At 68.7% G+C, this 23,349-nt stretch carries 19 protein-coding genes; 2 read left to right on the top strand and 17 right to left on the bottom strand.

Annotation, left to right across the window (positions count from 1 at the left end; translation table 11 throughout):
- Positions 1 to 490: 490 nt before the first annotated feature.
- Entirely contained in the window at positions 491 to 2,317 is a 1,827-nt protein-coding gene (locus tag IPP98_03055) for a hypothetical protein (GenBank protein MBL0178089.1), read from the top strand.
- A gap of 24 nt (positions 2,318 to 2,341) precedes the next feature.
- Here the strand turns inward: IPP98_03055 and IPP98_03050 are convergent, their stop codons facing one another.
- The 17 genes from IPP98_03050 to aspS all read right to left on the bottom strand — a co-directional run bounded on the left by IPP98_03050 (position 2,342) and on the right by aspS (position 22,187).
- Complete coding sequence (locus tag IPP98_03050; GenBank protein ID MBL0178088.1) at positions 2,342 to 3,715, bottom strand: RecQ family ATP-dependent DNA helicase; 1,374 nt, start codon at positions 3,713 to 3,715, stop codon at positions 2,342 to 2,344.
- Positions 3,716 to 3,764: 49 nt separating this feature from the next.
- A complete protein-coding gene (locus tag IPP98_03045) occupies positions 3,765 to 3,956 on the bottom strand; it encodes a hypothetical protein (GenBank protein ID MBL0178087.1) in 192 nt (63 codons plus the stop codon).
- Positions 3,953 to 4,708 carry an enoyl-CoA hydratase/isomerase family protein gene (locus IPP98_03040; protein MBL0178086.1) on the bottom strand — a complete coding sequence of 252 codons (756 nt, stop codon included), beginning with the start codon at positions 4,706 to 4,708 and terminating at the stop codon, positions 3,953 to 3,955. Before IPP98_03040 ends, IPP98_03045 begins: the two co-directional genes overlap by 4 nt.
- On the bottom strand, positions 4,705 to 5,061 hold the full coding sequence (locus IPP98_03035) for a hypothetical protein (GenBank protein ID MBL0178085.1): 357 nt from the start codon (positions 5,059 to 5,061) through the stop codon (positions 4,705 to 4,707). Before IPP98_03035 ends, IPP98_03040 begins: the two co-directional genes overlap by 4 nt.
- Positions 5,061 to 6,434 carry a DUF1446 domain-containing protein gene (locus IPP98_03030; protein ID MBL0178084.1) on the bottom strand — a complete coding sequence of 458 codons (1,374 nt, stop codon included), beginning with the start codon at positions 6,432 to 6,434 and terminating at the stop codon, positions 5,061 to 5,063. The genes IPP98_03035 and IPP98_03030 overlap by 1 nt, the downstream gene beginning before the upstream one ends.
- The gene (locus tag IPP98_03025) at positions 6,431 to 9,274 is read right to left on the bottom strand and encodes a S8 family serine peptidase (GenBank protein ID MBL0178083.1); all 2,844 of its coding nucleotides are present in this window, start codon (positions 9,272 to 9,274) and stop codon (positions 6,431 to 6,433) included. The genes IPP98_03030 and IPP98_03025 overlap by 4 nt, the downstream gene beginning before the upstream one ends.
- Positions 9,271 to 10,791, bottom strand: coding sequence for an acyl-CoA carboxylase subunit beta (locus IPP98_03020; GenBank protein ID MBL0178082.1), 1,521 nt, complete (start codon positions 10,789 to 10,791; stop codon positions 9,271 to 9,273). The genes IPP98_03025 and IPP98_03020 overlap by 4 nt, the downstream gene beginning before the upstream one ends.
- Positions 10,792 to 10,900: 109 nt before the next feature.
- The gene (locus IPP98_03015) at positions 10,901 to 11,332 is read right to left on the bottom strand and encodes a cobalamin B12-binding domain-containing protein (protein MBL0178081.1); all 432 of its coding nucleotides are present in this window, start codon (positions 11,330 to 11,332) and stop codon (positions 10,901 to 10,903) included.
- 25 nt (positions 11,333 to 11,357) lie between these two features.
- On the bottom strand, positions 11,358 to 12,506 hold the full coding sequence (locus IPP98_03010) for a hypothetical protein (protein ID MBL0178080.1): 1,149 nt from the start codon (positions 12,504 to 12,506) through the stop codon (positions 11,358 to 11,360).
- A 17-nt stretch (positions 12,507 to 12,523) separates the two neighbouring features.
- Complete coding sequence (locus IPP98_03005) at positions 12,524 to 14,206, bottom strand: methylmalonyl-CoA mutase (GenBank protein MBL0178079.1); 1,683 nt, start codon at positions 14,204 to 14,206, stop codon at positions 12,524 to 12,526.
- Positions 14,207 to 14,214: 8 nt separating this feature from the next.
- Entirely contained in the window at positions 14,215 to 15,246 is a 1,032-nt protein-coding gene (gene meaB, locus IPP98_03000; GenBank protein ID MBL0178078.1) for a methylmalonyl Co-A mutase-associated GTPase MeaB, read from the bottom strand.
- A 64-nt stretch (positions 15,247 to 15,310) separates the two neighbouring features.
- Positions 15,311 to 16,642, bottom strand: a complete 1,332-nt coding sequence (gene mgtE, locus IPP98_02995; protein MBL0178077.1) for a magnesium transporter — start codon at positions 16,640 to 16,642, stop codon at positions 15,311 to 15,313.
- Between the two features lie 5 nt (positions 16,643 to 16,647).
- Positions 16,648 to 17,835, bottom strand: a complete 1,188-nt coding sequence (locus IPP98_02990) for an HlyC/CorC family transporter (protein MBL0178076.1) — start codon at positions 17,833 to 17,835, stop codon at positions 16,648 to 16,650.
- On the bottom strand, positions 17,832 to 19,025 hold the full coding sequence (locus IPP98_02985) for an HlyC/CorC family transporter (GenBank protein MBL0178075.1): 1,194 nt from the start codon (positions 19,023 to 19,025) through the stop codon (positions 17,832 to 17,834). Before IPP98_02985 ends, IPP98_02990 begins: the two co-directional genes overlap by 4 nt.
- Positions 19,022 to 19,456 (bottom strand): rRNA maturation RNase YbeY, encoded by a 435-nt coding sequence (gene ybeY, locus IPP98_02980; protein MBL0178074.1) that lies wholly within the window; start codon positions 19,454 to 19,456, stop codon positions 19,022 to 19,024. The genes IPP98_02985 and ybeY overlap by 4 nt, the downstream gene beginning before the upstream one ends.
- A complete protein-coding gene (locus IPP98_02975) occupies positions 19,456 to 20,268 on the bottom strand; it encodes a PhoH family protein (protein ID MBL0178073.1) in 813 nt (270 codons plus the stop codon). The genes ybeY and IPP98_02975 overlap by 1 nt, the downstream gene beginning before the upstream one ends.
- Positions 20,269 to 20,408: 140 nt before the next feature.
- The gene (aspS, locus tag IPP98_02970) at positions 20,409 to 22,187 is read right to left on the bottom strand and encodes an aspartate--tRNA ligase (GenBank protein ID MBL0178072.1); all 1,779 of its coding nucleotides are present in this window, start codon (positions 22,185 to 22,187) and stop codon (positions 20,409 to 20,411) included.
- 93 nt (positions 22,188 to 22,280) lie between these two features.
- On the opposite strand from aspS, the gene rlmN reads away from it, so the two are divergent.
- Entirely contained in the window at positions 22,281 to 23,348 is a 1,068-nt protein-coding gene (gene rlmN, locus IPP98_02965) for a 23S rRNA (adenine(2503)-C(2))-methyltransferase RlmN (GenBank protein ID MBL0178071.1), read from the top strand.
- The last annotated feature ends 1 nt before the right edge of the window (position 23,349 follow it).

Raw genomic sequence — 23,349 nt, 5'->3', positions numbered from 1 at the left:
TGGAGGAGGATCGTCCCGCGGGGACGACCACGAACCGACCAGGACTCCAGCGCCCGAGCCGTCGAGGCCCGTGCTGCCGCCCAGAGGAAAGCCCCGCAGTCGTTCGGGAGCGGCGGATGGCGGCGGGCGGACCCGACACAGTCGTGTCGAGCGCGTCCGATGCCCCTCCGGCGCGAGCCAGAAGCCGAGGCTGTCGCAAGGTGGGATGGAGCGGCGATTTGGCGAGGAGCAGTGACCGGCGGAACTGTGTGACGATACCGCATGCGACTCGCCGGATCAGCACTCTGGCTGATCCGACCCCCGGGGCCCTGTGGCGGCGGAGCACGATTCGCATCCGTGAAAAGCTATGGGGGACAGCAACTTACGGCAATAGCCGAGCGCCATTCCCGGGCTTTCCCTCTACCCACAAATTCGGGTGCCCGGTACGGAGGCGGTTCGCTACATCGGGGGGCGCTCCCCGTTCCGAGCGGTTCCCCTCCATATTTCTGCGATGCCATCCATCCCTCGGTCGAATGCCCCGCTCCTCCTGGTCGTCGCCCTCCTCGTCGCGGCCTGCGGCGGTGAGACCGGTTCGACCCTCGGGCCGCCGGCCACCCTGGAAGTCCTGGCCGGGGGGGCACAATCGGTTCCGGTCGAGGGCGTCGCACCGATCCCCCCTCGTGTTCGCGTGCGGGATGCCAACGGGGCCGCCCTGCCGAACGTCGCCATCCTCTTCAGCATCGATGCCGGCGACGGGGCCGTCACCCCAACCCGGGTCGTGACCGGGACGGATGGGGTCGCGGTGGCGACAACCTGGACCATGGGCTCGTTCCCGGGGGTCAATACACTTCGGGCGGCGGTCGAGAACACCACCGTCAGCAACACCATTTCGGTGACCGCCACGGTGGTCCCTCCCTCGAGCGTCGCCGCCGTGGGGACCGCGAATTTCGTCGCGTTCGCCGGACAACCCCTCGCGACGCTGCCGGTGCTCGAGGTCCGAGACGGATTCGGCGCGGTGAAGCCGGGGGTCACCGTGGTCTTCACCGTGACGCTCGGCGGCGGCACGGTCACTGGCGGAACCGGCGTGACCAACGCCCTCGGACGGGTTTCTCCCACTGGCTGGACGCTCGGCCCAATCGCCGGCGTGAACCAGCTGACCGCGCAACTTCCTGCGGGCGAACGGTTCATCTTCACGGCGCAGGGGCTCGGGGCGAACATCACGACGCTGGAGTTGATCTCTCCCGCGGCCCAGACCGGAACACTCGGCTTCCAGGTCCCCGTTCTCCCCCGAGTCCGGGTCGTGGATGCGCTCGGCGCACCCGTCCCCAACATTCCGGTGGGCTTCGCCCTGACCGGCTTCGGCGACGCCACGATGACGGGGTCGGTGGGAATTTCCGATGCCACCGGGATCGCCTCACCGCAGGACTGGAAGCTCGGCCGAGTCAATCCGACCAGCACCCTCGTGGCGACCGTCCCCGGCTTTCCGGGGCCGCGCGCGGAGTTCACCGCGAGCGGCACCGCCAAGCAATTCGTGGTGGACCTCCGGCTACTCACGCCGATGAAGGCGAGCCAGCGTGATGCTTTCGTCACGGCAGCCACGCGCTGGATGGCGATCATCACGGACGACATCAGCGACGTGCAGATGACCCGCCCCGCCGGCGATTGTGGCACCGGCTCGCCAGCGATCAACGAATTCGTCGACGACGTGATCATCTTCGCGGCCGTGGAGAACATCGACGGCCCCGGTGGCGTCCTCGGCAGCGCCGGCCCATGCACCATCCGATCCCCGTCGGCGCTCCCCGCCGTCGGCCGGATGCGCTTCGACGACGCCGATCTGGTCACTCGCGAGAACACCGGCCAACTCGTCCCGCTGATCTTGCACGAAATGGGGCACGTCCTCGGCTTCGGCACCATCTGGACCGACCGCGGCGTCCTCACCGACAGGGGCGGCGCCGACCCGATCTTCATCGGCACCCAAGCGCTGGCGCTTTGGCCCACACTGACCTTGGGCTATGCCGGTCGTCCCGTCCCGGTCGAGAACAGCTTCGGCCCGGGGACGGCGGACGCGCACTGGCGTGAGTCGATCTTCCGGACAGAGTTGATGACGGGATTCATCGAGTCACCCGGAGTGCCGATGCCGCTCTCGCGCATGACAATCGCCTCGATGCGCGACCTCGGCTATGTGGTGAACTACGACGCGGGCGATACCTTCGCGGGCTCGCTGGTCGCCATGCTCCGCGAGATCAACAGCGTGCCGACGCGCATCAACGAGGTGGTGATGCTGCCGACCACCTCGGTCGACGTGCAGGGTGTGACGCGGCCAATCAGCCGTCCCTGACACGCAGCAACCCACGGGGTGTCCTCACCGCCCCGTGGCCCGGCAGCGATCACACCCGGCACAGCGCACGTTCTTCTCCCCGAACCATTCCATCAACACGCGCCGCCGGCAGCTCCGGGTGAGCGCATAGCTGCTCATCGCCGCAAGCCGCTTTTCCGCCTCGCGACGCCGCCGACGCACGCGCGTCCAGTCCACTGCACCCCGATCAGGGCGCAACTCCGCCGCCAACCGATCCGCTGCAGCGACGACGCTAGGCGGATGGCGTGGCCGGAGCTCTGGCGTCTTCCAGAGCAACTCGAGCGTGCGCTCTGGCGGGTAGGTCACGTCAAGCTGGCGCCGTGGCAGGACCACATCGCTGGGATGATGAAAGATGATGCAGCGTGCTGCACTGCCGTCACGCCCTGCCCGACCGGCCTCCTGATAGTATGACTCGGGCGTGGCGGGCATCGTCCAGTGCGCGACCAGCTTCACCCCCGGCTTGTCGATTCCCATGCCGAAGGCGCACGTCGCGACCACGACGCGGATCTGGTCGTCGAGAAAGCGTACCAGCGTGTCGCTGCGCTCGGTGGTCGTCATCCCGGCGTGGTACGGTGCGGCCGCCACGCCAGCCTCGACCAGCACGCGCGCGAGGCCCTCGACCAGGCCGCGTGTCGGGGCATAGACGATGGCCGCGCCGGGCGTGGTGCGGATGAGGACGGCAAGCCGCGCGAGGCGATCGTCGCGCGAGACCACCGGCACCACGCTGAAGTGCAGGTTCGGGCGATCGAACGACGCGACGATCTCGACGGCGCCGCGGCCGAAGCCGAGGGCGTTTCCGATCTCCTCGCGAACGGCCGGGGTCGCGCTACCGGTGAGGGCCACGCACGGCGGAGCACCGAGGGCGGCTCGTGCGGCGCGGAGTCCGCGATACATCGGTCGGAAGTCGTGCCCCCATTCGACGATGCAGTGCGCCTCGTCGACGGCGAGGCGTTCCACCCGGGCATTGCGGGCCTTCAGTTCGTCGCAGAGGCGTGGCAACCGCTCGGGTGAGACGTAGAGGAGGCGGAGCGCACCGCGCGCGGCATCGGCGATCGTGGCCGCCTGTTCGCTGGCGTCGAGGGTGCTGTTGAGGGCGGCGGCAGCGATGCCGCGCGTGCGGAGCGCGGTGACCTGATCCTGCATCAGCGCCACGAGCGGCGACACGACGACTGTCAGCCCGCCGCCGACCAGCGCCGGGACCTGGAAGCAGATCGACTTGCCGCCACCGGTGGGAAGGACGGCGAGCACGTCGTGCCCGCTGAGTACGGCGGAGACGACGCGCGCCTGCATCGGACGGAAGTCGGGATAGCCGAAGGCGCGGCGGAGGACGTGGCGGGCGATGGGGGGCGTGGTGAGCATGCCGAAGGAAGGCAGGGTCACCACAATCCTGGGGTGGAGATTTCTGCGGCAGGGTACCAACCGTTGCCGGCTACTCCTCCATCGCCTCGCGCTGCGCGTCCTGCAGCCGCCGACGGAGGAGCAGCCGCACCAGCACCGACGCACCCAGACACCCCATCGCCACCCACATCAGCATCTGATCGTCCCGCGCGACGGCCGCGATGACGATCAACAGCCCCACCAGCGAGAGTCCGATCCGGAACCGCGAGAGCCAGAGGATCATTTGGCCAGGAACGCCGCGATGGCGCGCTTGAAGTCCTCGGTGGCCCGGGAGAGCGCATTCACCCGCGCGCCGAGGAGAATGCCGTCCTGGAAGCTCCGGCCATCGAGCTCGGTGAAGAGCTGCTTGGTGAGCGCCAGCGCCGTGACACTCCGGCCAGCGAGTGCGGCGATGACCGCTGCGGCCGCGCCGTCGAAACCCTCCTCAGGCAAGACCCGGCTCACCAGCCCACACTGCTCCGCTTCATGCGCCGAGAGGAGCCGCCCGGTGGCCACCAGGTCAAACGCGCGCTTCTCGCCGACGGCACGCTTGAGCATCGTCATCACCATCGCCGGGACGAAGCCGCGCTCGATCTCGGGGTAACCGAATCGCGCGGCCTCGCTCGCGATCACCAGATCACACGCCGTGGCCAGGCCTGCCCCCCCTGCCAACGCCCGCCCCTGCACCACCGCGACGGTCGGTTTCGGGAGGCCGCGCAGCGCCAGGAAGAGCTCGCCCAGAGCGAGGGCGTTCCGCTCGTTCTCTTCGAGCGAGTTGTCGGCGGAGGCGAGCAGTTCGTCGAGGTCCGCCCCGGCGCAGAAATCCTTTCCCGCCCCGCGAATCACCAGCACCCGCACCTCGGCGTCGAGCTCCGCCTGCGCAATACCGATGGCCAGGCCGTCGACGATCGCCGCATTGAGTGCGTTTCGCTTCTCGGCGCGGTTCAGCGTGAGGGTCAGCACGCCGCCCTCGAGCCTCGAGTCCACCGCGCTCATGATGCGGCGTCCTTGATCTTCTTGGCGAGCTTCTTCGGCACCTCGATCTCCATCCGGAGCAGCGCGGTCGAGAAGACCTTCCCCTGCGCGTCGGTCTTGAGCGAGAGCGTACCGCCCCCGTCCAGCGCGCCGTGCAACAAGAAGTTGAGGGCATTCAGGTTGGGCAACTCGAAGCGATCCACCGCCGAGACCATTCCCTTGAAATGCTTGGCCACCCGACGCTTGGTCACCTGTTCGACGAGCAACGGGTAGTACTCGGCCTCGAAGGCGATCAGGCCGACGTTCGCCGTGTCGCCCTTGTCACCGGAGCGGGCGTGGGCCAACCAGCGCAGTTGCAGCAGGGTCGTCGCCATCAGAGCATCTCCACGCGGACGCGAGGTTCAATCTTCTCCCGCGCCACCAGCGCGGGCCAGTAGGCCACGATCTCCTCGACCGCCGGACGGCCACCGGCGAATCCGGTAACGCTCGGCGGGCCGGTCAGGACCAACGGCGCGATTTCGCGGGTGAAGCGCTCGACGGCCGCCTTGTCGGTGCCGCGCACGCCGACACGGAGCATCACCTCGGCGATGTCGTCACGAGGCTCGCCGGCGAGCTTGCCGTGCGTTGCATCGACGCCGACGTACTCGGTCAGGATCTGCTCGAACGACAGGCCGAGCGTTGCCAATCGCTTGCGGAGGATCTTGTCGGCGGCCTTCGCCTTGTCATACGCCTCGGGCCACGAGTAGACCAGCGTGCCGACCGCCTTGTAGCCGTAGAAGTAGGCCACCGAGACCTTGAGCATCGGGGTGCGCGCCGACCCGGTGATCCCCGAGACCCGGACCCGATCCTTGCCGACCTGGTCGAGCCGGATGGAGGTGAAGTCGGCGATGCCGTCCGGCGTGATGTAGTTGTGCGGATCGCCCATCTCGTAGACGAGCTGCTCGGTGACCGAGGCGACGTTGACGACGCCGCCCGTCCCCGGATGCTTGGTCACCACGAAGGTGCCGTCGGCCTCGACCTCCGCGATCGGGAAGCCGACGTCCTCGAGCCGCTTCACCTTGCGCCAGTCACGAAGGAGGTTGCCACCCGAGCTCTGCGCGCCGCATTCGAGGATGTGCCCCGCGATGGTGCCGGCCGCAACCTTGTCCCAGTCGTCGTAGCTCCAGCAGAATTCGTGGACGAGTGGACCGAGGGTGAGGCCCGTATCCGTCACGCGACCCGTGATGACGATCGTCGCCCCCTGGTCGAGGGCGTCGACGATCGACTTCATCCCGAGGTAGGCGTTCGCGGAGCGCACCTGCGAGCGCACGTCGCTCAGCGGCCCACCGGTGTCCATGTTCGAGAATGGCTCCCCCGCGGCGGTCAGGGCATCGAGCTCGTCGAGGAGGTCATCCCCGGTGACCAGCGCGATCTTCACCTTGTCGCCGACACCAAGCTTGTCGGCGGCCGCTCGCACGGCGGCGGCACAGGCGCGCGGATTCACCCCGCCGGCATTCGAGATGACTCGCACGCCGTTGGTCGCGATGGTCGGGAGGATCCGCTCCATCTGGGTGACGAAGTCGCGGGCATAGCCGGCGCCCGGGTCGCGCGATCGCTGCTTCTGCAGGATCGACATGGTGACTTCGGCGAGGTAGTCGAGGACGAGATAATCGATCGCCCCGCCCTCCACCTGGCGCACCGGCGCCTCCAGCCAGTCACCCCAGAAGCCCTGGCCCGCGGCGATGCGAACGGTCTTGCGAACGGTCATCGGGACGTACCCCCTGCAATGTCGAGCGAGACCTCTCGGGTCCACGCGTGCTCATCACCCTCGAGGGCGACGAGAATGACCACGGGCCGAAACCCAGCCGGTAGTTCGAGCGGCAGCATACCGAGTGGATAGCGTTGCGTCACCGAGGCGCGACCAGCCAGTGGCGCAAACGGTGATCCACCGCCATCGAGTTCGGTCACGTCGGCGGCATAGAAGCGCACGGCCACATCGAGTTCCCACGGGCCGGCACGTTCCGCGAACCCCGGCGCCAGCAGGATCACGAGCGAGTCACCAATCACGTGCGGCGGCAACTCGGGCGTGGCACGGCCGAAGGCGTAGTTGAGCGGCAAGGCGTCGATGTGACGGCCGGTCTTGTCCTGAATCGTCACGCCGAAGTCCGAAAAGCGAAGCCACTGCTCGCGCGGCATGCGCGAGTCGATGCTGACCCGTTCGGCCCACTCGGGCACGGGAATGACCAGCCGCACCGGGGCATCACCGGACCGCTCGATGCGCTGCCGCCATTCGCCGCCGATCATGCCCGCACGGGTACGGACCGAGAGGCGAGCGGCGACGACCGAGGTCGTCGTGACCCGCAGGGAATCTCCCGACGAAGTCGCGTCGAGCGTCAGGGGTGCACGCCGGACGGTGACTCGCATCGTGGCACCAGCCAGCGGGCCGCCCGCGACGACGACCTCATACAGACCGGCGACGACGTCGTTGCCGGTCAACTCGAAGAGCGCTGCGCCGTCGCCGAAGCCGGACGGGCTCATCGCTCCCTCACGGAATGGCATCCCACCGGGCTCGTGCAGGGCCGCCGTGGCCATCTGCGACGCTTCTGCCGTGGCCACCTCGACCTGGAATCCGCGTCCCGCTTCGGCCGGAACAAAGATCCGTGTCGTCCCGCCGGGCGTCACCGTGAAGGTGTCGACCACCGTGAGCGCCGTCGCCGAGATCGGCAGGCGCACCGTGACCGGCACAAGCGCCAGGAGCGATCCATCGCGTGCATCGCTCACCCGAATCCAGCCCGACGCGTTCCGACGCCCAGCGGTGACGGTCGCCGTGAAGGTGGCTTTCCCCCCGCTGATCACGGTGGCGGCCGGGACGACAATCCATGCCGCGCTGGCATCCAGTCGAATCGGTGGCGGCGGCCCGGCGTCGATCTGCCGCAACGTGAATTGCGTCCGCACCGGCCGCGTTCCGTCTGCGGAATCACGCAGCGTGATCCAAACAGCCCCGCGCCCCTGCACACCATCGACGACATCCACGACGAGGGCTGCCGCGCTTTCGCGCCGCTCAAGCCAGCGCCACGCCTTCAGCAGGTCAGGCCGGCCCGAGCCCTGCTCCGCCGTGGTCGCGCCGGGCACCTGCTGCGCCGAATTCCGGAGCGCCTGGATGATGAGCGTGGCCGGCGTGGTGGCTGCGCGGGTGCCCAGCGCCGAAAGCAGTCGCGCCGCTAGGCCGGCGGCATGCGGCGCTGCCATGCTGGTCCCGCTTTCGATCTCATCGCCCATGGCAAAGTTGGGGACCGCGCTGTAGGCCGTCCCCGGCGTCACGAGATCTGGGCCGGCGACTTCCCCGCCGCGACTCGAAAAGTCGGCGAGCGGCTCCGGCACGGAATCGCTCGCGCTGACCCCGTTGAAGACCAGAGGCTGCGTCGCACCGACCGAGAGGACACGCAGTGCGGTGCCCGGGAAGCCGATGGTCGACAGCGCCGGACCATCGTTGGCGGCGGCGACGGCGACGACGACAGTCGGATGCGCCGCCAGGACGGAGTCGACCAGGGCGTCAATGCGGGATGCGCCCTCGCGCTCGTTGCCAACGCCAAAGGAGATGTTGACCACCAGCGCGAGCTGGCGTTCGGCGGCAAAGTGGATCGCGTAGTCCAGCGCACGGATCATCGCGCCGGTGACCGTGATCCCCCCGCCCGCATCGTTGGCGATCTTCAGTCCGAGCAGTCGGGCCCCGGGGGCGACCCCATCAAAGCCGGCGACACCGTACAGGCCGTGGCCTGCGGCGATCCCTGCCACGTGCGTCCCGTGCGCGCTGGTGTCGAACACGAGGTCGAGCGTGGGCGTGCCAGCAGAATCGGCGAAGTTCACGGCCATCTGCGTCGACGGCGGTCGCACGGTGCTGCTCCACCCGAAATACTCCTGTGCCGTCGCGTAGTCGCGGATCGGTCGGTCATCGGTGAAGGTCCCGTTCCCCTGGGTGTCGGCGAAGAGCGCCCATCCGTTCGCCGTGCGGACCACGACCACGGGGAGCTCGTCGCCAACGGTCCCATTGCCGTTGGCGTCGGCGGCGCGAGCCGGGCCAAGCGGCAGTTCTGCGAAGACGCCGCCCCACCACGCCGATCCGACGGCCACGGACGCAATCCGCGACGCGCCGAGGATGCGCTGACCATGCACGAGCAGGGTGTCGCCACGTCGCACGATCGGCACGAGCGGCACGCGCCCCTCGCCAGAGAAATCACGGGCGTCGAGCAGCTTCGCCGTCCCATCGGTGGTGCGCTGGAGCCCGGGCACCGACGGGTCGATACCGCTGTCGAGAATGGCGATCACGACGCCACGGCCATCGGCCTGCGGCATCGCGCTCGCAAACTGGGGCACGCCGGTCGAGGCCAACGGCATCAGGCCGCGGCGTGCAGCCTCCTCGGGGGGGAGCGAGCGCTTCGCGTCATCGGCTGGCGCCACCGGCGGCGTCTCACTGCTCGGTAGCCGAGGCTCAGTGGGGCCCGGCAGTGGGGCCGGGTCCATTTGCGGACGAACTTCCACCGCCCGCGGCGGCGTGCAGCCGAGCACCACGGTGGCGGCCAACCAGGGAGCGAGCCGCCACAGCCTCATCCACGCACTCCATCGAGGACGAATGGCCCGAGGTGAGGGCCGGCGTAGTTCGACGTCACACGCAGCAGGAAGGCGAGGGCCGAACGGCTCTCGTCGGGCGCCACGATGGCGTCGACGAAGCCGCGCGCGGCGGCGTAGCGTGCATCGAGCTGCGCCTCGTAGTCGGCGCGCATCCCGGCGATCGCACCCTGGGTGGCGTCGTCGAGTGGACGCTTCTCCTGCTGCGCCTTCCCGATGGCGGCACCGTGCACGGCCATGATCGCGGCCTCACCCTCCATGACCGCCATCCGGCCCGTCGGCCAGGAGAGGATGAAGTCGGGGTCAAACCCCTGCCCCGCCATCGCGTAGTAGCCCGCACCGGAGGCATGGTTCACCGTCAGCACGATCTTCGGCACCGACGCCGTCGCCATCGCCTCGACGAAGTGCGCCCCCGCCCGGATGATCCCCGCGTGCTCCGCCTCGGCGCCGACCATGAAGCCGGAGACGTCCTGCACGAAGAGGATCGGGAGCCCTTCACGATTGGCCGTCTCGATGAAGAAGGCCACCTTCTCCGCGCTCTCGGGATAGATGATGCCGCCGAACTTCGGCCGCTCCCCGGGCCGTCCCTTGATGACGCCCCGCTGGTTGGCGATCACCGCGACCGGTCGCCCCTCGATGCGCGCATGCCCACAGAGCATCTCGCGTGCGACATCGGGCTGGAACTCGTCGAGCACGCCACCATCGAGCAGACCGTTGAGGATGTGGCGCATGTCGTAGGAGAGGCGGTGGTCGGCCGGCAACATGTCGTACAGTGCCGCCGGTTCGGCGGCCGCCGGCTTCGACTCGATCACCGCGTGCCCGACGCCCTGCGCGCGGGGCAGACGCCCGATGTACTCGCGCATCCGATCGAGGCACGAGGCATCGTCGGGCGCGCGGTAGTGTGCCACCGCGCTGACCTCGGTATGCGTGCGGGCACCGCCGAGCGTTTCGCCATCGACGGTCTGACCGGTCGCGCCCTTGACCAGGTTGGGGCCGCCGAGTCCCATGAACGACGTCCCCTCAACCATGAAGATCACGTCGGAGAGCGCGGGGAGATACGCGCCGCCGGCGATGCAGCTCCCCATGACCGCCGAGATCTGCGGGACGTGCAGATAGCGACGCATCAGCGAGTTGTAGTAGAAGATCCGCGCCGCGCCATACTGCCCGGGGAAGACCCCTTCCTGATATGGGAGGTTGACGCCGGCAGAGTCGACCAGGTAGACGATCGGGATGCGCTGACGCATCGCGATCTCCTGGGCGCGGAGGATCTTGGTAATGGTCTCGGGCCACCACGAGCCGGCCTTGACCGTGGCATCATTCGCCACGACCACGACGTCCCGCCCGGCGACCACGCCGAGGCCGGTGATCACACCCGCGGCCGGCGCCTCGCCGTTGTAGCGATCATGCGCGACGAGGAGTCCGATCTCGAGCCACGGCGACTCGGGATCGAGCAGGTGGGTGACGCGCTCGCGAGGCGACAACTGACCCTTGGCGTGCATCTTCGCCACGCGCGCCTCGCCCCCGCCGGCCCGAAGGCGGTCGGCGAGGGCGCGGTATTCATCGGTGGCCCCGCGAAGACGCGTGGGCTTGGCTTCAGTCACGAACGCCTCACGCGCTGAGGTGCGTGCGCGACCACTCACGGATGTAGGTCACCAGGTCTCCCGTGGGGGTCCCGGGACCGAAGAGCTTGCCGATGCCCTGGGCCTCGAGCGCGTCCATGTCCTCCTGGGGAATGATGCCACCCCCAGTCACGAGGATGTCGGGGCGCCCCATCTCGCTCAACAGCGCCCGGACCCGCGGGAAGAGCGTCATGTGGGCCCCCGACAGAATCGAGAGTCCCACCACGTCAGCGTCTTCCTGCACGGCGGCGGTGGCGATCATCTCCGGCGTCTGGTGCAGCCCGGTGTAGATGACTTCCATCCCCGCATCGCGCAGCGCGGCGGCCACCACCTTGGCGCCACGATCGTGACCGTCGAGGCCTGGCTTGGCCACCAGCACCCGAATCGGGCGATTCAGGGCCGGGGCATCGGCAACTGCCATCATGCGCATCTCCTTGAAGTCAGGCTCACTTGAAGCGGAGCAGCCCGGCCAGGCCGTCGACGGATTCGGAGGCGTCCTCGTCATACACCACGTCGAGGCCAACGCGCTGCCGCAACGCCTCTTCAATCGCATCATCGAGCACATCGAGCGTCGGCACCACTTCGCCGTCCTCGCGGAGGTCTCGCGCCAGCGTCGACATCCGGCCGGTCGCCAACGAGCGGAAACCCGGCAACGAGGCATCGCCGCGCACGAGCAGCAGTCGGACCTGGCCATTCGCCAGCGCCTTCAGCGTCTCGCGCACGCCATTGACGGCCCAACCCATGCCGAGGCCTTCACCGAGTTCCTCGACGTGGTGGCCCTCCGAGGCTCGCGCGTGCGCCTCGCGCACTTCCATCGTGAGCTGGTGCACCGCCCCCGGCGTGGCATCCTTGGGCGCCAGCCGCGCGAGGCCGATCAACCGATCGGCGACGTAACGATGCAGGAACGGTTCGAGGGCCTGGGCATCGTTGCCGGCGCCAGCGAGTACAATCTGGTGTCCGGGCGAGGCACGATCGACCTCGAACAACGCACGCGCCACCGTCTCCAGATGCCGCTTCCGCTCGTTGGCGATCCGGTTGTGGAAGGTGTGCTCGCCATGCGCCGCGTACGGTCCCGCGTGGAAGCGACTGCCGCGCGTCACCTCGGTCTTGACCTTGCGGACCACCTTGGCGGCGAACGCCGTCACTTCCCAGACGAGCGCCGTGGTCTTGTCCATCGTCACGGTGAAGAGGCGCCCGAACTCCTCCTCGGTGGCGGCGAGCTCGCGCACCAGCGGGGTGCGCTCGATCGCGAGGCGCGACCGGTGGACCTTCGGCAGTTCATGGACCTCGAAGAGCTTGTGCCCGGCCGAGGCGAAGAGGGCGATCCCCGGCGACGCCGGCAAGTTGGCTTCGTCGCCGAGATAGTCGAGGATCCGCGCGAGGTCGAGGCGGGCCATCTCCTGCTGCGCCTTGGTCCAGTGCGAGGTGGCGAGCGTGGACTCGATCGCCTTGACCCGATTCTTCACCTTCGTCAGGTACTTCTTCCGAGCGCGGTCGCGCGTCTCGATCTTGAGGTAGCAGGTGACGACCGGATGCGGACCAGGCTTCATCCGCAGCAGGTCACGGCCGCTGGCAGTCTGCCGGGCGGTGGCCATGTTGAACCTCTCGTGAGCTAAAAGAACACCGGTTCGCGGTACGCACCCCAGACGGTCTCGAGGGCGTGCCGGATTTCGTACAGCGTGCAATAGACCCGCGCGCAATCAAGCATCGCGGGGATGACGTTCACTTCGTCCTTCGCGGCCTGGGTCAGTTCGGCCAACCGGGCCGCCACCAGCGCCTCGTCGCGCGCGGCGCGCATCTGCTGCATCCGCTGGCGCTGCAGCACTTCGGCACTCGCATCGATCTTGAGGATCTCGATCGGCGATTCCTCGTCCTCCACAAAGGCATTCAGGCCGACGATGGTCTGCCGTCCCGTCTCGACCTCGGACTGGAAGCGCGAGGCCGAGCGCGCAATCTCGCGCTGGAACCAGCCGGCGTTGATTGCCGCCACCGTCCCGCCCATCTCGGCCACCTGCGCGAAGATCCGTTCCGCCTCGGCTTCGAGCTGGTCCGTCAACGCCTCCACCAGGTACGAGCCCCCCAGCGGATCGGCGCTGTGGGCCACGCCGGTCTCGTAGGCAAGAATCTGCTGGGTGCGCAGCGCCACCCGCACCGCCTGTTCCGTCGGCAGCGCGAGCGTTTCGTCCAGTGCGTTGGTGTGCAGCGACTGGGTGCCCCCGAGGACGGCGGCGAGCGCCTGATATGCGACGCGGGCCACGTTGTTGAGCGGTTGCTGTGCCGTCAACGAGACGCCGGCGGTCTGGCAGTGGAACCGCATCTTGAGCGAGCGGTCGTCCTTGGCGCCGTACCGTTCGCGGAGGTGCCGGGCCCAGATCCGACGGGCCGCGCGCATCTTCGCAATCTCTTCGAAGAAGTCGTTGTGCACGTCCCAGAAGAAGGAGAGGCGCGGGGCGAACTGGTCGACATCGAGGCCGCGCTGCATCCCGCGTTCGACGTAGGTGAAGCCGTTGAGCAGCGTGAACGCCAGCTCCTGGGCAGCGGTCGACCCCGCTTCGCGGATGTGGTAGCCCGAGATCGAGATCGAGTTCCACTTCGGCGTGTGCGCGCTGGTCCACTCGAACAGGTCGACGATGAGCTTCAGCGACGGCTCGACCGGATAGACCCAGGCGTGCTGGGCCACGAACTCCTTCAGGATGTCGTTCTGGATGGTGCCCTGCAACTTTGCGATCGGCACCCCCTGCTTCTCGGCCGCAGCCACGAAGAAGCAGAAGAGGATCGCCGCCGGCCCGTTGATGGTCATCGAGACGGAGACCTGGTCGAGCGGAATGCCCTCGAACAGCGTTTCCATGTCGGCCAGCGAGGAAATCGCCACGCCGCACTTGCCGACCTCCCCCTCGGAACGGGGATGATCGGAGTCGTAGCCCATCAGAGTCGGGAAGTCGAACGCCACCGACAGGCCGGTCTGCCCACGCGCGAGGAGAAAGTGATAGCGACGATTGGTGTCTTCCGCCGTGCCGAAGCCGGCGAACTGCCGCATGGTCCAGAGCCGACCGCGGTACATGGTGGGGTGGATCCCGCGCGTGTAGGGATATTCCCCAGGGAGCGGCTCGCTGCCGTTCGCGTCCAGCGCCGTATAGACCGGCTCGACCGCGACGCCAGACAAGGTCTCGAAGGTCGCATCGTCGCGCACAGGCAGTCGCGCCACGCCCGCCTTCCAGGCGGCGACCTCGGCACGCAGGCGCGCCAGCTCTGCCTCCTGGACCGCGAGGCGCTCGAGTAGTCCGCTGTCGGACATCGTGGTCGTCATACGCGCTCTCCCTCCCGCAACGCGGCCACGATCTCGGCCGCCAGTTCGTACGGACTCACCGCCCCCGCCCCGATCTCGTCCAATCGCGCCGCGATCGCCTCCTCGGCATGCGACTCATGCCATACCCACCGTCGCGCAGCCCGATCCACCACTTCTCTCGTCCGTTGCGCGAGTCGCTCCCGTCGACGAGTCGCCAAGGCGCCGCTCTCCGCCAGCCACTGCCAGTGCCGCTCCAGCGCGTCCACCAGCTCGGGGATTCCCTCACCTTGGGCGGCGACGGTCAACAGCACGGGGGGACGCCAGCCCGACTCATCCTCGTGGATCACCGGCCCCTTCGGCCCCCGCAGCGCGCCGTGATGCGCCGGGATGTTGCGAAGCGTCTTCCCCATCCGGAGGTCGAGGGCCATCTCGACCTCCCGCTGCAGTTTTGGTGCCCCGGGGCGATCGCTCTTGTTGATCACGAAGAGGTCGGCGGCTTCCATCACGCCGGACTTGAGGGCCTGGATGCCGTCACCCGATTCGGGGACCAGCGCGAGGAGGGAGGTATCCGCCATCCGGGTGACGTCCAGTTCCGACTGTCCGACACCCACGGTCTCGACGAGAATCCGATCGAAGCCCGCTGCATCGAGCACGTCGCAGACCTCGCGCGTCGACGTGGCCAGCCCGCCCAGCGAGCCGCGAGTCGCCATGGAGCGGATGAAGACGCCGGGATCCAGCGCGACCGACTCCATGCGGATCCGGTCGCCGAGCAACGCCCCGCCGGTGAACGGCGAGGTCGGATCGACAGCAACGACGGCCACCCGCAGCCCTTGGGCGCGGTAGGCTTGCGTGAGTCGCTCGGTCAACGTGGATTTGCCGGCGCCCGGGGGGCCGGTGAGGCCGATCCGGCGGGCGTGGCCAAGGTGGGGATGCAGCGTGGAAAGGAGCTCTTCAAAGCCGGCGCGGGCGTTTTCCACCACGGAGACGGCACGGGCGACACCCGCCACCTTGCCGTCGAGCACCTGCGCCGCCAGCGTCGATTCGCTCATGCCTGTAAACTAGCACCGGGCCGGGAGTTCAGGCACCTCGGCAGGGCCGCTGGACGCCCCCGTTTCAGAGCAGAATCGCGGTCGCCAAGCCCAGCAGGAGGCCGAATCCGCAGACGTCCGTAAAGGTGGTCACGAAGATCGACGAGGCGATGGCCGGATCGATCCCGGCCCGCTCGAGCATGACGGGGATGAACGAGCCCGCGAAACCGGCCACGAAGAGGTTGCCGGTCATGGCGAGGAAGACCACCAGGCCGAGCTTCCACTCGCCGCCGAGCAGCACGGCGAGACCGGCGATCACCAGCCCGATCGCCGCGCCATTGATGACCCCGACGACCATCTCCTTGGTGACGATCGCTCGAAAGCGCGTCCCCACCCCGCTCCCGAGCGAGAGGCGGCGCACCGAGACGGCCAGCGCTTGCGTGCCGGCATTGCCCCCCATCCCGGCGACGATCGGCATCCAGATCGCCAGAAAGGGGAGCTTGTCGATGGAGCCCAGGAAGAACTTGACCACCGCCGCTGCCAGGAAGGCGGTCAGCAAGTTGACGTAGAGCCACGGCAGTCGACTCTGCACCGCGGACGACCAGCCGCCACCGAGTTCTTCGTCCGGCGAGACACCGCCGAAGCGGAGCAGGTCTTCCGTGGCTTCCGCTTCGGCGACATCGATGACGTCGTCGTAGGTGATTCGACCGAGGAGTCGGCCCGCCTCGTCGACCACGGGGATCGACGGGAGGTTGTAGCGGCCCATGATGCGCGCCACCTCTTCCTGGTCGACATCGGTCGACACCTGCGCCACCGCCGGCTCCATCCCGTCGCGCACCAGGCGCGAGGGGGTCGAGAGCACGAGCTGCTTGAACGAGAGGACGCCCACCAGCCGACGTGCGCCGTCGACGACATAGACTTCCATCACGTCGTCCATGTCATGCGCCTGGCGCCGCACGGCCTCGAGCGCCAGGCCCACCGTGTCGAGGTCGGTCACGGTGACGACCGAGGTCGTCATGATGCCGCCGGCCGTCTCGTCGTCGTACCGGAGCAGCCGATCAACGCCGGAACGATCCCCGACTTCGGCGAGAATCCGCTCCTGCTCTTCCGGCTCCATCTCGCCGAGAAGGTCGGCGGCGTCGTCGTCCTCGAGCTCCTCGACGATCTCGGCGGCCTGCTCCGGATCGAGCGCCGCGACGATCTCTTCCGCGTGTTCATCCGCCGGCATCTCGACCAGCGCCTGGGACGACAACTCCGCCGGCAGAATGCGCACCAGCGCGAGCCGCTCGTCTTCGTCGAGGGCCGAGAGGACGTCGGCGAGGTCGGCCGGCTCGAGCGTCCACGCCTGCGCGAGGAACGCGCCCTCGCGGCCTTCACGGGCGAGGGCGACGAGTTCCGCCAATCGGGAATCAGTCATCGAACTCACGTCGGCTCCCGGTCGAGGGACACTGGATGCGTTCCGCCGCGCCGCACCAACAATCGCTCCACGCGTGTGGGCGACGCCTGCAGCACTTCCACTTCAAGGCCGACGACGGCAAAACGTTCCCCGGCCACTGGAATCCGCCCCGCCAACTCGCCAAGCAGCCCGCCGATCGACGCCGCCTCGCCCCCCGGCAGGACGACGCCGAAGTGCTCCTCGATCAGGCGCGGCGGCTCCGATCCGTCGAGCTCCAACAGCGACCCCGGCGCGCGGTGGGACGGCGTTGAGCCATCATCCTCGTCAGAAATCTCGCCGACCAGTCCCTCAAGCAGGTCCTCGAGCGTCACGATCCCTGCGGTCCCGCCGAACTCGTCGAGCACGACCGCAAAGTGCCGACGCTCGCGCTGCATGTCGAGGAGGAGGTCGCCGGCGAGGCGCGACTCCGGAGCCAGCGAGACTGGCCGCACCGGGACCGGGTCGTCGGGCTCGAGCTTGAAGAGGTCGAAGGCGTGGACGATGCCGACGATCTCATCGAGCGTGCCGCGCATCACCGGCAATCGGGTGTAGCCGCTTTCCGCGAAGGTGCGCATCACTTCGTCGTGGCTGGCATCGTGCTCGACCGCCACGACTTCGGTGCGCGGGGTCATCACCACCCGCACCGGGCGTTGGGCGAACGACATGACGCCACCGACCATCACCAGCTCGTCATCGGCGAGCCCGCTTGCGGCGCCCTCGCGAGCAAGGGCGCGGACGTTCTCCGCGGGGTCGGTCAGCCGTGCCGGCATCACCACGCCAAGCAGGCGACTCCACGCGGCGAGCAGCGGTCGCAACGACTCCACGACCGTCTCCGCCCGCGGCACCGTCAGCCATCGCGGCAGCAGGTAGCCGCCGACCAGCGTGGCGGGCACCACGAGCGTGAGGACGGCCAGCGCGAACTGTGTCGACGTGAGCTGACGCAGCAACCCCGGGATCGTCACCCCGATCAGCGCGATGCCCAGGGAGGTTGCCGCGGTCGCCGCCGCGACCTGGCGCTCCGTCTCGGCGAGCCAGGCGAGCGAGTCATCACCACCCCGGAGCCGTCGTGCGATGGCTTCGGCCAAGGCTGCACGCGCGGTGGTGACCAGTGCGGTGGCACCGGCCGATCCGGCGACCGCGAGAAGGAGACCGAGGGCGAGGAGGAGGAAGCTCACGAGTCCTCCGCATCATCGTCGTCCTGTGCGGCAATCGGCGGTGTCACCGCGACGCGACGCACCCGCCGGCGCGTGATCACCTCGACTGCGATCTGCCACCCATCCACGGTGACCACCTCGCCGGCGCGCGGGACCCGGCCGAACTCGGCGAGCACGAGGCCGCCGACGGTGGCGACGTCGTCGCGCGCAAAGTCATGCTCGATCTCCGCCTCGAGATCGGCCAGCGCCACGCCTCCCTGCACCGTCAAGTGCCCGTCGGGATGGCGCTGCACCGGTTGCACCTCGTCGGTGTCGTGCTCATCGCGGATTTCGCCGACGATCTGCTCGAGAATGTCCTCGAGCGTCACGAGGCCGGCAGTACCACCGAACTCGTCGACGACGACGGCCAGGTGTCCGGGGCCACGCTGGAAGTCCCGCAACTGTCGATCGAGCCGCTTCGCCTCGGGCACGAAGGCCGCAGGACGGATCAACTCCTGCCAGGCGCCTCGCGGGGCGATGACGGGACGAAGCCGGGGCAGGATGTCCTTGGCGTAGATCACGCCGACCACGGCGTCGGGATGGTCATCAAACACCAGCAATCGGGCATGCTCGCTGCGACGGAGCGTGTTGACGACCGCCGCCTCCGTCTCCGCAACATCGACGGCGATGATGTCAAGGCGCGGTGTCATCACTTCGGACACCGTCATCTCCGCCAACGAGAAGACGCCCTCGGCCATTTCCTGCGGGGTGATCCGATCCGGCGCGGTCCCCACGGCACGAGCCTGCTCGGTCGTGGCGCGGTCGAGCGCCAGCGCCAGCCAGACGAGCGGTCGCACGATCGGTGTGGTGGCGAGCACGAGGCGCCGTGCAGGCGCCACCAGATCGGGGGCCACGACGCTCAGCAGCCGCGGCACCAGGTCGCCGATGGACCAGACAACCAGGGTCGCGAGCACGACACGCAGGACGCCCATGAGCGGGGCATCCTCCCACCACGAGGTGCCGACCGCCGCGAGGACACCAGCCAGCGTGAGCCCGGCCAGGTGCATGACGTGGAGGATGCGTTCCGGCGGGAGGTCAGCACCGGACGGCTCCCGCGCGAGCGCGCGTGCGCCGAGCTCCCCCTCATCTTCACCGGCCAGCGCGATCACGGCGACCGCAAAGAGCACGATGGCGGTGACCCCCCAGAGCGTCCCCTGCAGCAGCGGAATCACGTCGTGACCTGGCGGAGGTAGCGTTCCTGGCTGGCCCACATCGCCGAGTGCTCGCGCCCCTCGCCCTCGGGATGATCCTGCCCCAGGACATGGAGCGTGCCGTGGACCACGAGGCGCAGCACCTCCTCCCGCACCGAGAGGCCACGACGACGCGCCTCCCGGGCCGCCACGGCCCGACAGAGATAGATGTCACCGGCGAGCGAACCATCGGGCTGGGGCAGCGCGAACGAAATCACGTCCGTCGGGCGATCGTGGTGCTTGTAGTCTCGATTGAGACGGCGCATCCGCCGCAGCCCGAGAAAGGTGACCGCGACAAACGCCTCGCGACCTTCCCCCGCGAGGACCGTCGTGACCGCCCGGCGCACCGCCGTGGGCGGGAAGCCGCCAGCGGCGCCGCTCACGATCACGGTGGTCGGTGAGTGACCCGCCATCAGCCCGCCTGGTCCTCCGCGTAGGCGCGGACGATGTCGCGCACGAGGCGATGCCGAACCACGTCCTCCTCGCCGAAGTAGTGGAACCCGATCCCCTCGATCCCCGGCAGGATCCGCTCGCACTGCACCAGCCCCGAATCTTCGCGGCGCGGCAGGTCGATCTGCGTCTTGTCGCCGGTGATCACGGCCTTGCTGTTCACGCCGAGACGGGTGAGGAACATCTTCATCTGGGCGCCGGTGGCGTTCTGTGCCTCGTCGAGGATGATGAAGGCATCGGCCAGGGTGCGGCCGCGCATGTAGGCGAGCGGCGCGATCTCGATCACTCGCGTCTCCATGGCGCGCGCCACCTTCTCGGGCGGCATCATGTCCTCGAGTGCGTCGTAGAGCGGGCGGAGGTAGGGATCGACCTTCTGCTGCAAGTCGCCCGGAAGGAAGCCGAGCGACTCGCCGGCTTCCACCGCCGGCCGTGCCAGGATGATCCGGCGCACCTGCTTGCGTGCCAGCGCCTCGACCGCCTTGGCCACCGCGAGGTAGGTCTTCCCGGTGCCGGCGGGTCCGATGCCGATGACGATGTCGTGTTCGTGAATGACTTCGAGATACGTCCGCTGGCCGGGCGTCTTCGGCACGATCGCGCGGCGCATCCCCGGCAGCACGACCTTTCGGATGTCGCTCGGCGAGGCGATCTCCGGCACGCCGCCGTTGGTCGCGAGACGGAAGACATCCTCGGGCGCGACGCTTTCGCCGGCGCGGGCGAGGTCCACCAACCCCTGCACCACCGGCGTGGCCCGGGTGACCTGGTCCACCGTCCCCATCAGCGTGATGGCGTCACCGCGCTGCGACACCCGCACGCCCAGGGCGCGCTGCAACTCGGCGAAGTTGGCGTCGTTGACGCCGGCGAGCAGCAGCGGATCGGCGCCTTCGGCCGAGAGGGTGTGACGGATGTCGTCGGCGCTCACGAACGCTCCTCGGGGAGGGTGGCGAGGTGCAGGGCTGCGAGGTCTCGCGTGGCGATCGGGGTCGGCGCCCCTTCGAACATCGCCCGCGCGTTGGCGGTCTTCGGGAAGGCGATCACGTCACGCAACGACGGTGCGCCGGCGAGCAGCATCGCAATCCGGTCGAAGCCCAAGGCAAAGCCACCATGCGGCGGTGCGCCGGAGGCGAGGGCGTCGAGCAGGAAGCCGAAGCGCCGGCGCTGCTCATCGGCCGGAATCCCGAGGAAGCGGAAGACCGTTGCCTGCAGCGCCGGATCGGTGATCCGGATCGAGCCGCTGCCGAGCTCGTTGCCGTTGTAGACGGCATCGTAGTGCAGCGCGCGGCAGCGCGACGGATCGGATTCGACGTAGGCGAGGTCATCCGGATGGGGTGACGTGAACGGGTGATGCGTGAACACCCATTCGCCGGTGGCGTGGTCCTGCTCGAAGAGCGGGAAATCCACCACCCAGGTGAAGGCGTGCGCCATCAACGGGTCGACGCCGGGCCGTTTGGTGAGTGCCGTGCGGACGTTGTGCAACGCCGGAGACGTGATGCCGTCACGCCCCACCACCGCAAGGACCAGGTCGCCAGCTGCGGCCGGGAGCGCATCAAGGCAGGTCGTGCCGAAGGCCTTGACGCCCTGTCCTTCCCAGCCCGCCTCGGTCCGCTTGGCCCAGAGCAGGCCGCCGGCTCCTGCCGACTTCGCGGCGTCGGCCATGGCATCGATTTCCTTCCGACTCGCGGTCGCGGCACCCGGTGCGTGGATCCCGCGGAGGCGACCACCGGCGGTGATGGCATCGTGTACGAACGATGCGGCATCCGCGCCGACATGTGCCGTGATATCGACAATCTCGAAGCCGTACCGGAGATCGGGCTTGTCGATCCCGAAGCGTTCCATCGCCTCACGATACGTCAGCCGTCCGAACGGAATCCGCACCGGCTGCCCGGCTTCGGCCCAGAGATCGTGGAGCACCGCCTCGATCACCGGGAGGATGTCCTCCTGCGTGACGAACGAGGCCTCGAGGTCGATCTGGGTGAACTCGAGCTGACGGTCGGCGCGAAGGTCCTCGTCACGGAAACAGCGTGCGATCTGGAAGTAGCGGTCGAAGCCGGCCACCATCAGCAACTGCTTGTAGATCTGCGGCGACTGCGGCAGCGCGTAGAACTCGCCCGGATAGATCCGGCTCGGCACCAGAAAGTCGCGTGCCCCTTCCGGGGTCGGCTTGGTGAGGATCGGCGTCTCGATTTCGAGGAAACCGAGCCCACTCATGGTCTGTCGGGCGCGCTGCAGCAGGCGGTGACGCATGATGATGTTGGCCTGCAGCTCTGGCCGCCGCAGGTCGAGCACGCGGTGCTGCATGCGCAGCTCCTCGGAGGCGAGCTCCTCGCCCTCTCGGCGCGCCACCGGAATCGCCGGCGTCATCGCCGGGCCGACCACGCGAAGCCCGAGCACCTGGACCTCGACATCGGTGGAGCCCGTCGCCCCATCGCGCGCCGCGTCGCGGCGAGCCGCCACCGTTCCCTCGACCAGCACGACCGTCTCGGCCCCCAGCCCGGCCGCCAGCGCGAGCACCTCGGGCGGCGTCCAGGTCGGGTCACAGGAGAGTTGGACCAACCCGTCGATGTCGCGGAGGTCGAGGAAGACGATGCCGCCGAGGTCGCGCCGGCGATGAATCCAGCCGCCGAGGCGGACAACGGTCCCGACATCGGCGCGGGTCAGGCCGCCGGCGCGATGGGTGCGGAGGGAGGTGGTGAGCATCCTCGCAAACTAACGCCGCCCACAGGGGCACGAAAGCGAGGTGACCACCCCGTGACTCGCCGCAAGTGGCGCAACGGCTTAGCTTTCCGCCCCATGACGACTGAGCCGACCCTGCTGGATCTCCCCCCCGATGCCGCGGCCGGACGGCTGCGCGGTTGGGTGGCCGCTGAGGGGCTGCCGACCTATCGCGCCGCCCAGATCCACCGCCGGCTCTGGGTCGATCCCGTCGCGACGTGGGCCGAGGCCACGGAACTCCCCAAGGCGCTTCGGGAGCGGCTGACCACGGCGTTCCCCCTGCCGAGGCTCGTGGCCGAGGTGGTGCAGCAGTCGCAGGACGGCACGCGGAAGTACCTCTGGACGCTGCCCGATGGCGAGAAGATCGAATCGGTGCTCATCCCGAGCGCCGGGCGGCGGACCCTCTGCATCTCCTCGCAGGCGGGGTGTGCGTTGGGCTGCACCTTCTGCGCGACCGGGACCATGGGGCTGCGCCGCAATCTGAAGACCTGGGAGATTGCCGGACAGGTCCGCGAGATCGTCCTGGCGAACGTCGAGGAGAAGCCGACCAACATCGTCTTCATGGGGATGGGAGAGCCGCTGGTGAACTGGCCGGCCGTCGACGCCACGTTGACGATCCTCAACTCACCGGAGGGCTTCGGCATCGGGGCGCGCCACATCACCGTCTCCACGGTGGGAATCGTGCCCGGCATGAAGGCGCTCGCGGCGCGGCCGGAGCAGTTCCGGCTCGCAATCTCGATGCACTCGCCACGCGGCACGGATCGCATCGGCATCATGCCGGTCGAGAAGAAGTACCCGCTGAAGGAGGTGCTCGAGGTGGCGGAGACCTTCCACAAGCGGATCACCTTCGAGTACGTGCTGATCGCCGGCGTCAACGATCGTGACGACGACGCCGCCGTGCTCGCGAAGCACGCACGAAAGCTCGGCGCACACGTCAACCTCTTGCCGCTGCACCCCGGCGGGGCGCCTGGCCTGGTACCGACGGCGCCGGCCCGCATCCGCGAGTTCCGCGACTTCCTGGTCGACAACGGGATCGAGGCGGTGGTGCGCCGCTCGCGTGGGCTCGACATCGACGCCGCCTGCGGGCAATTGCGAGTGCAGATGGACAAGAAGAAGCGGGCGGACGAGCGTGTCGCGGCCGAGTGAG

This window comes from Gemmatimonadota bacterium, assembly GCA_016720805.1.
Taxonomy (GTDB): domain Bacteria; phylum Gemmatimonadota; class Gemmatimonadetes; order Gemmatimonadales; family GWC2-71-9; genus Palsa-1233.
The sequence above is the reverse complement of the archived record's forward strand: the minus strand, read 5'-3'. Positions and strand labels throughout refer to the sequence as shown.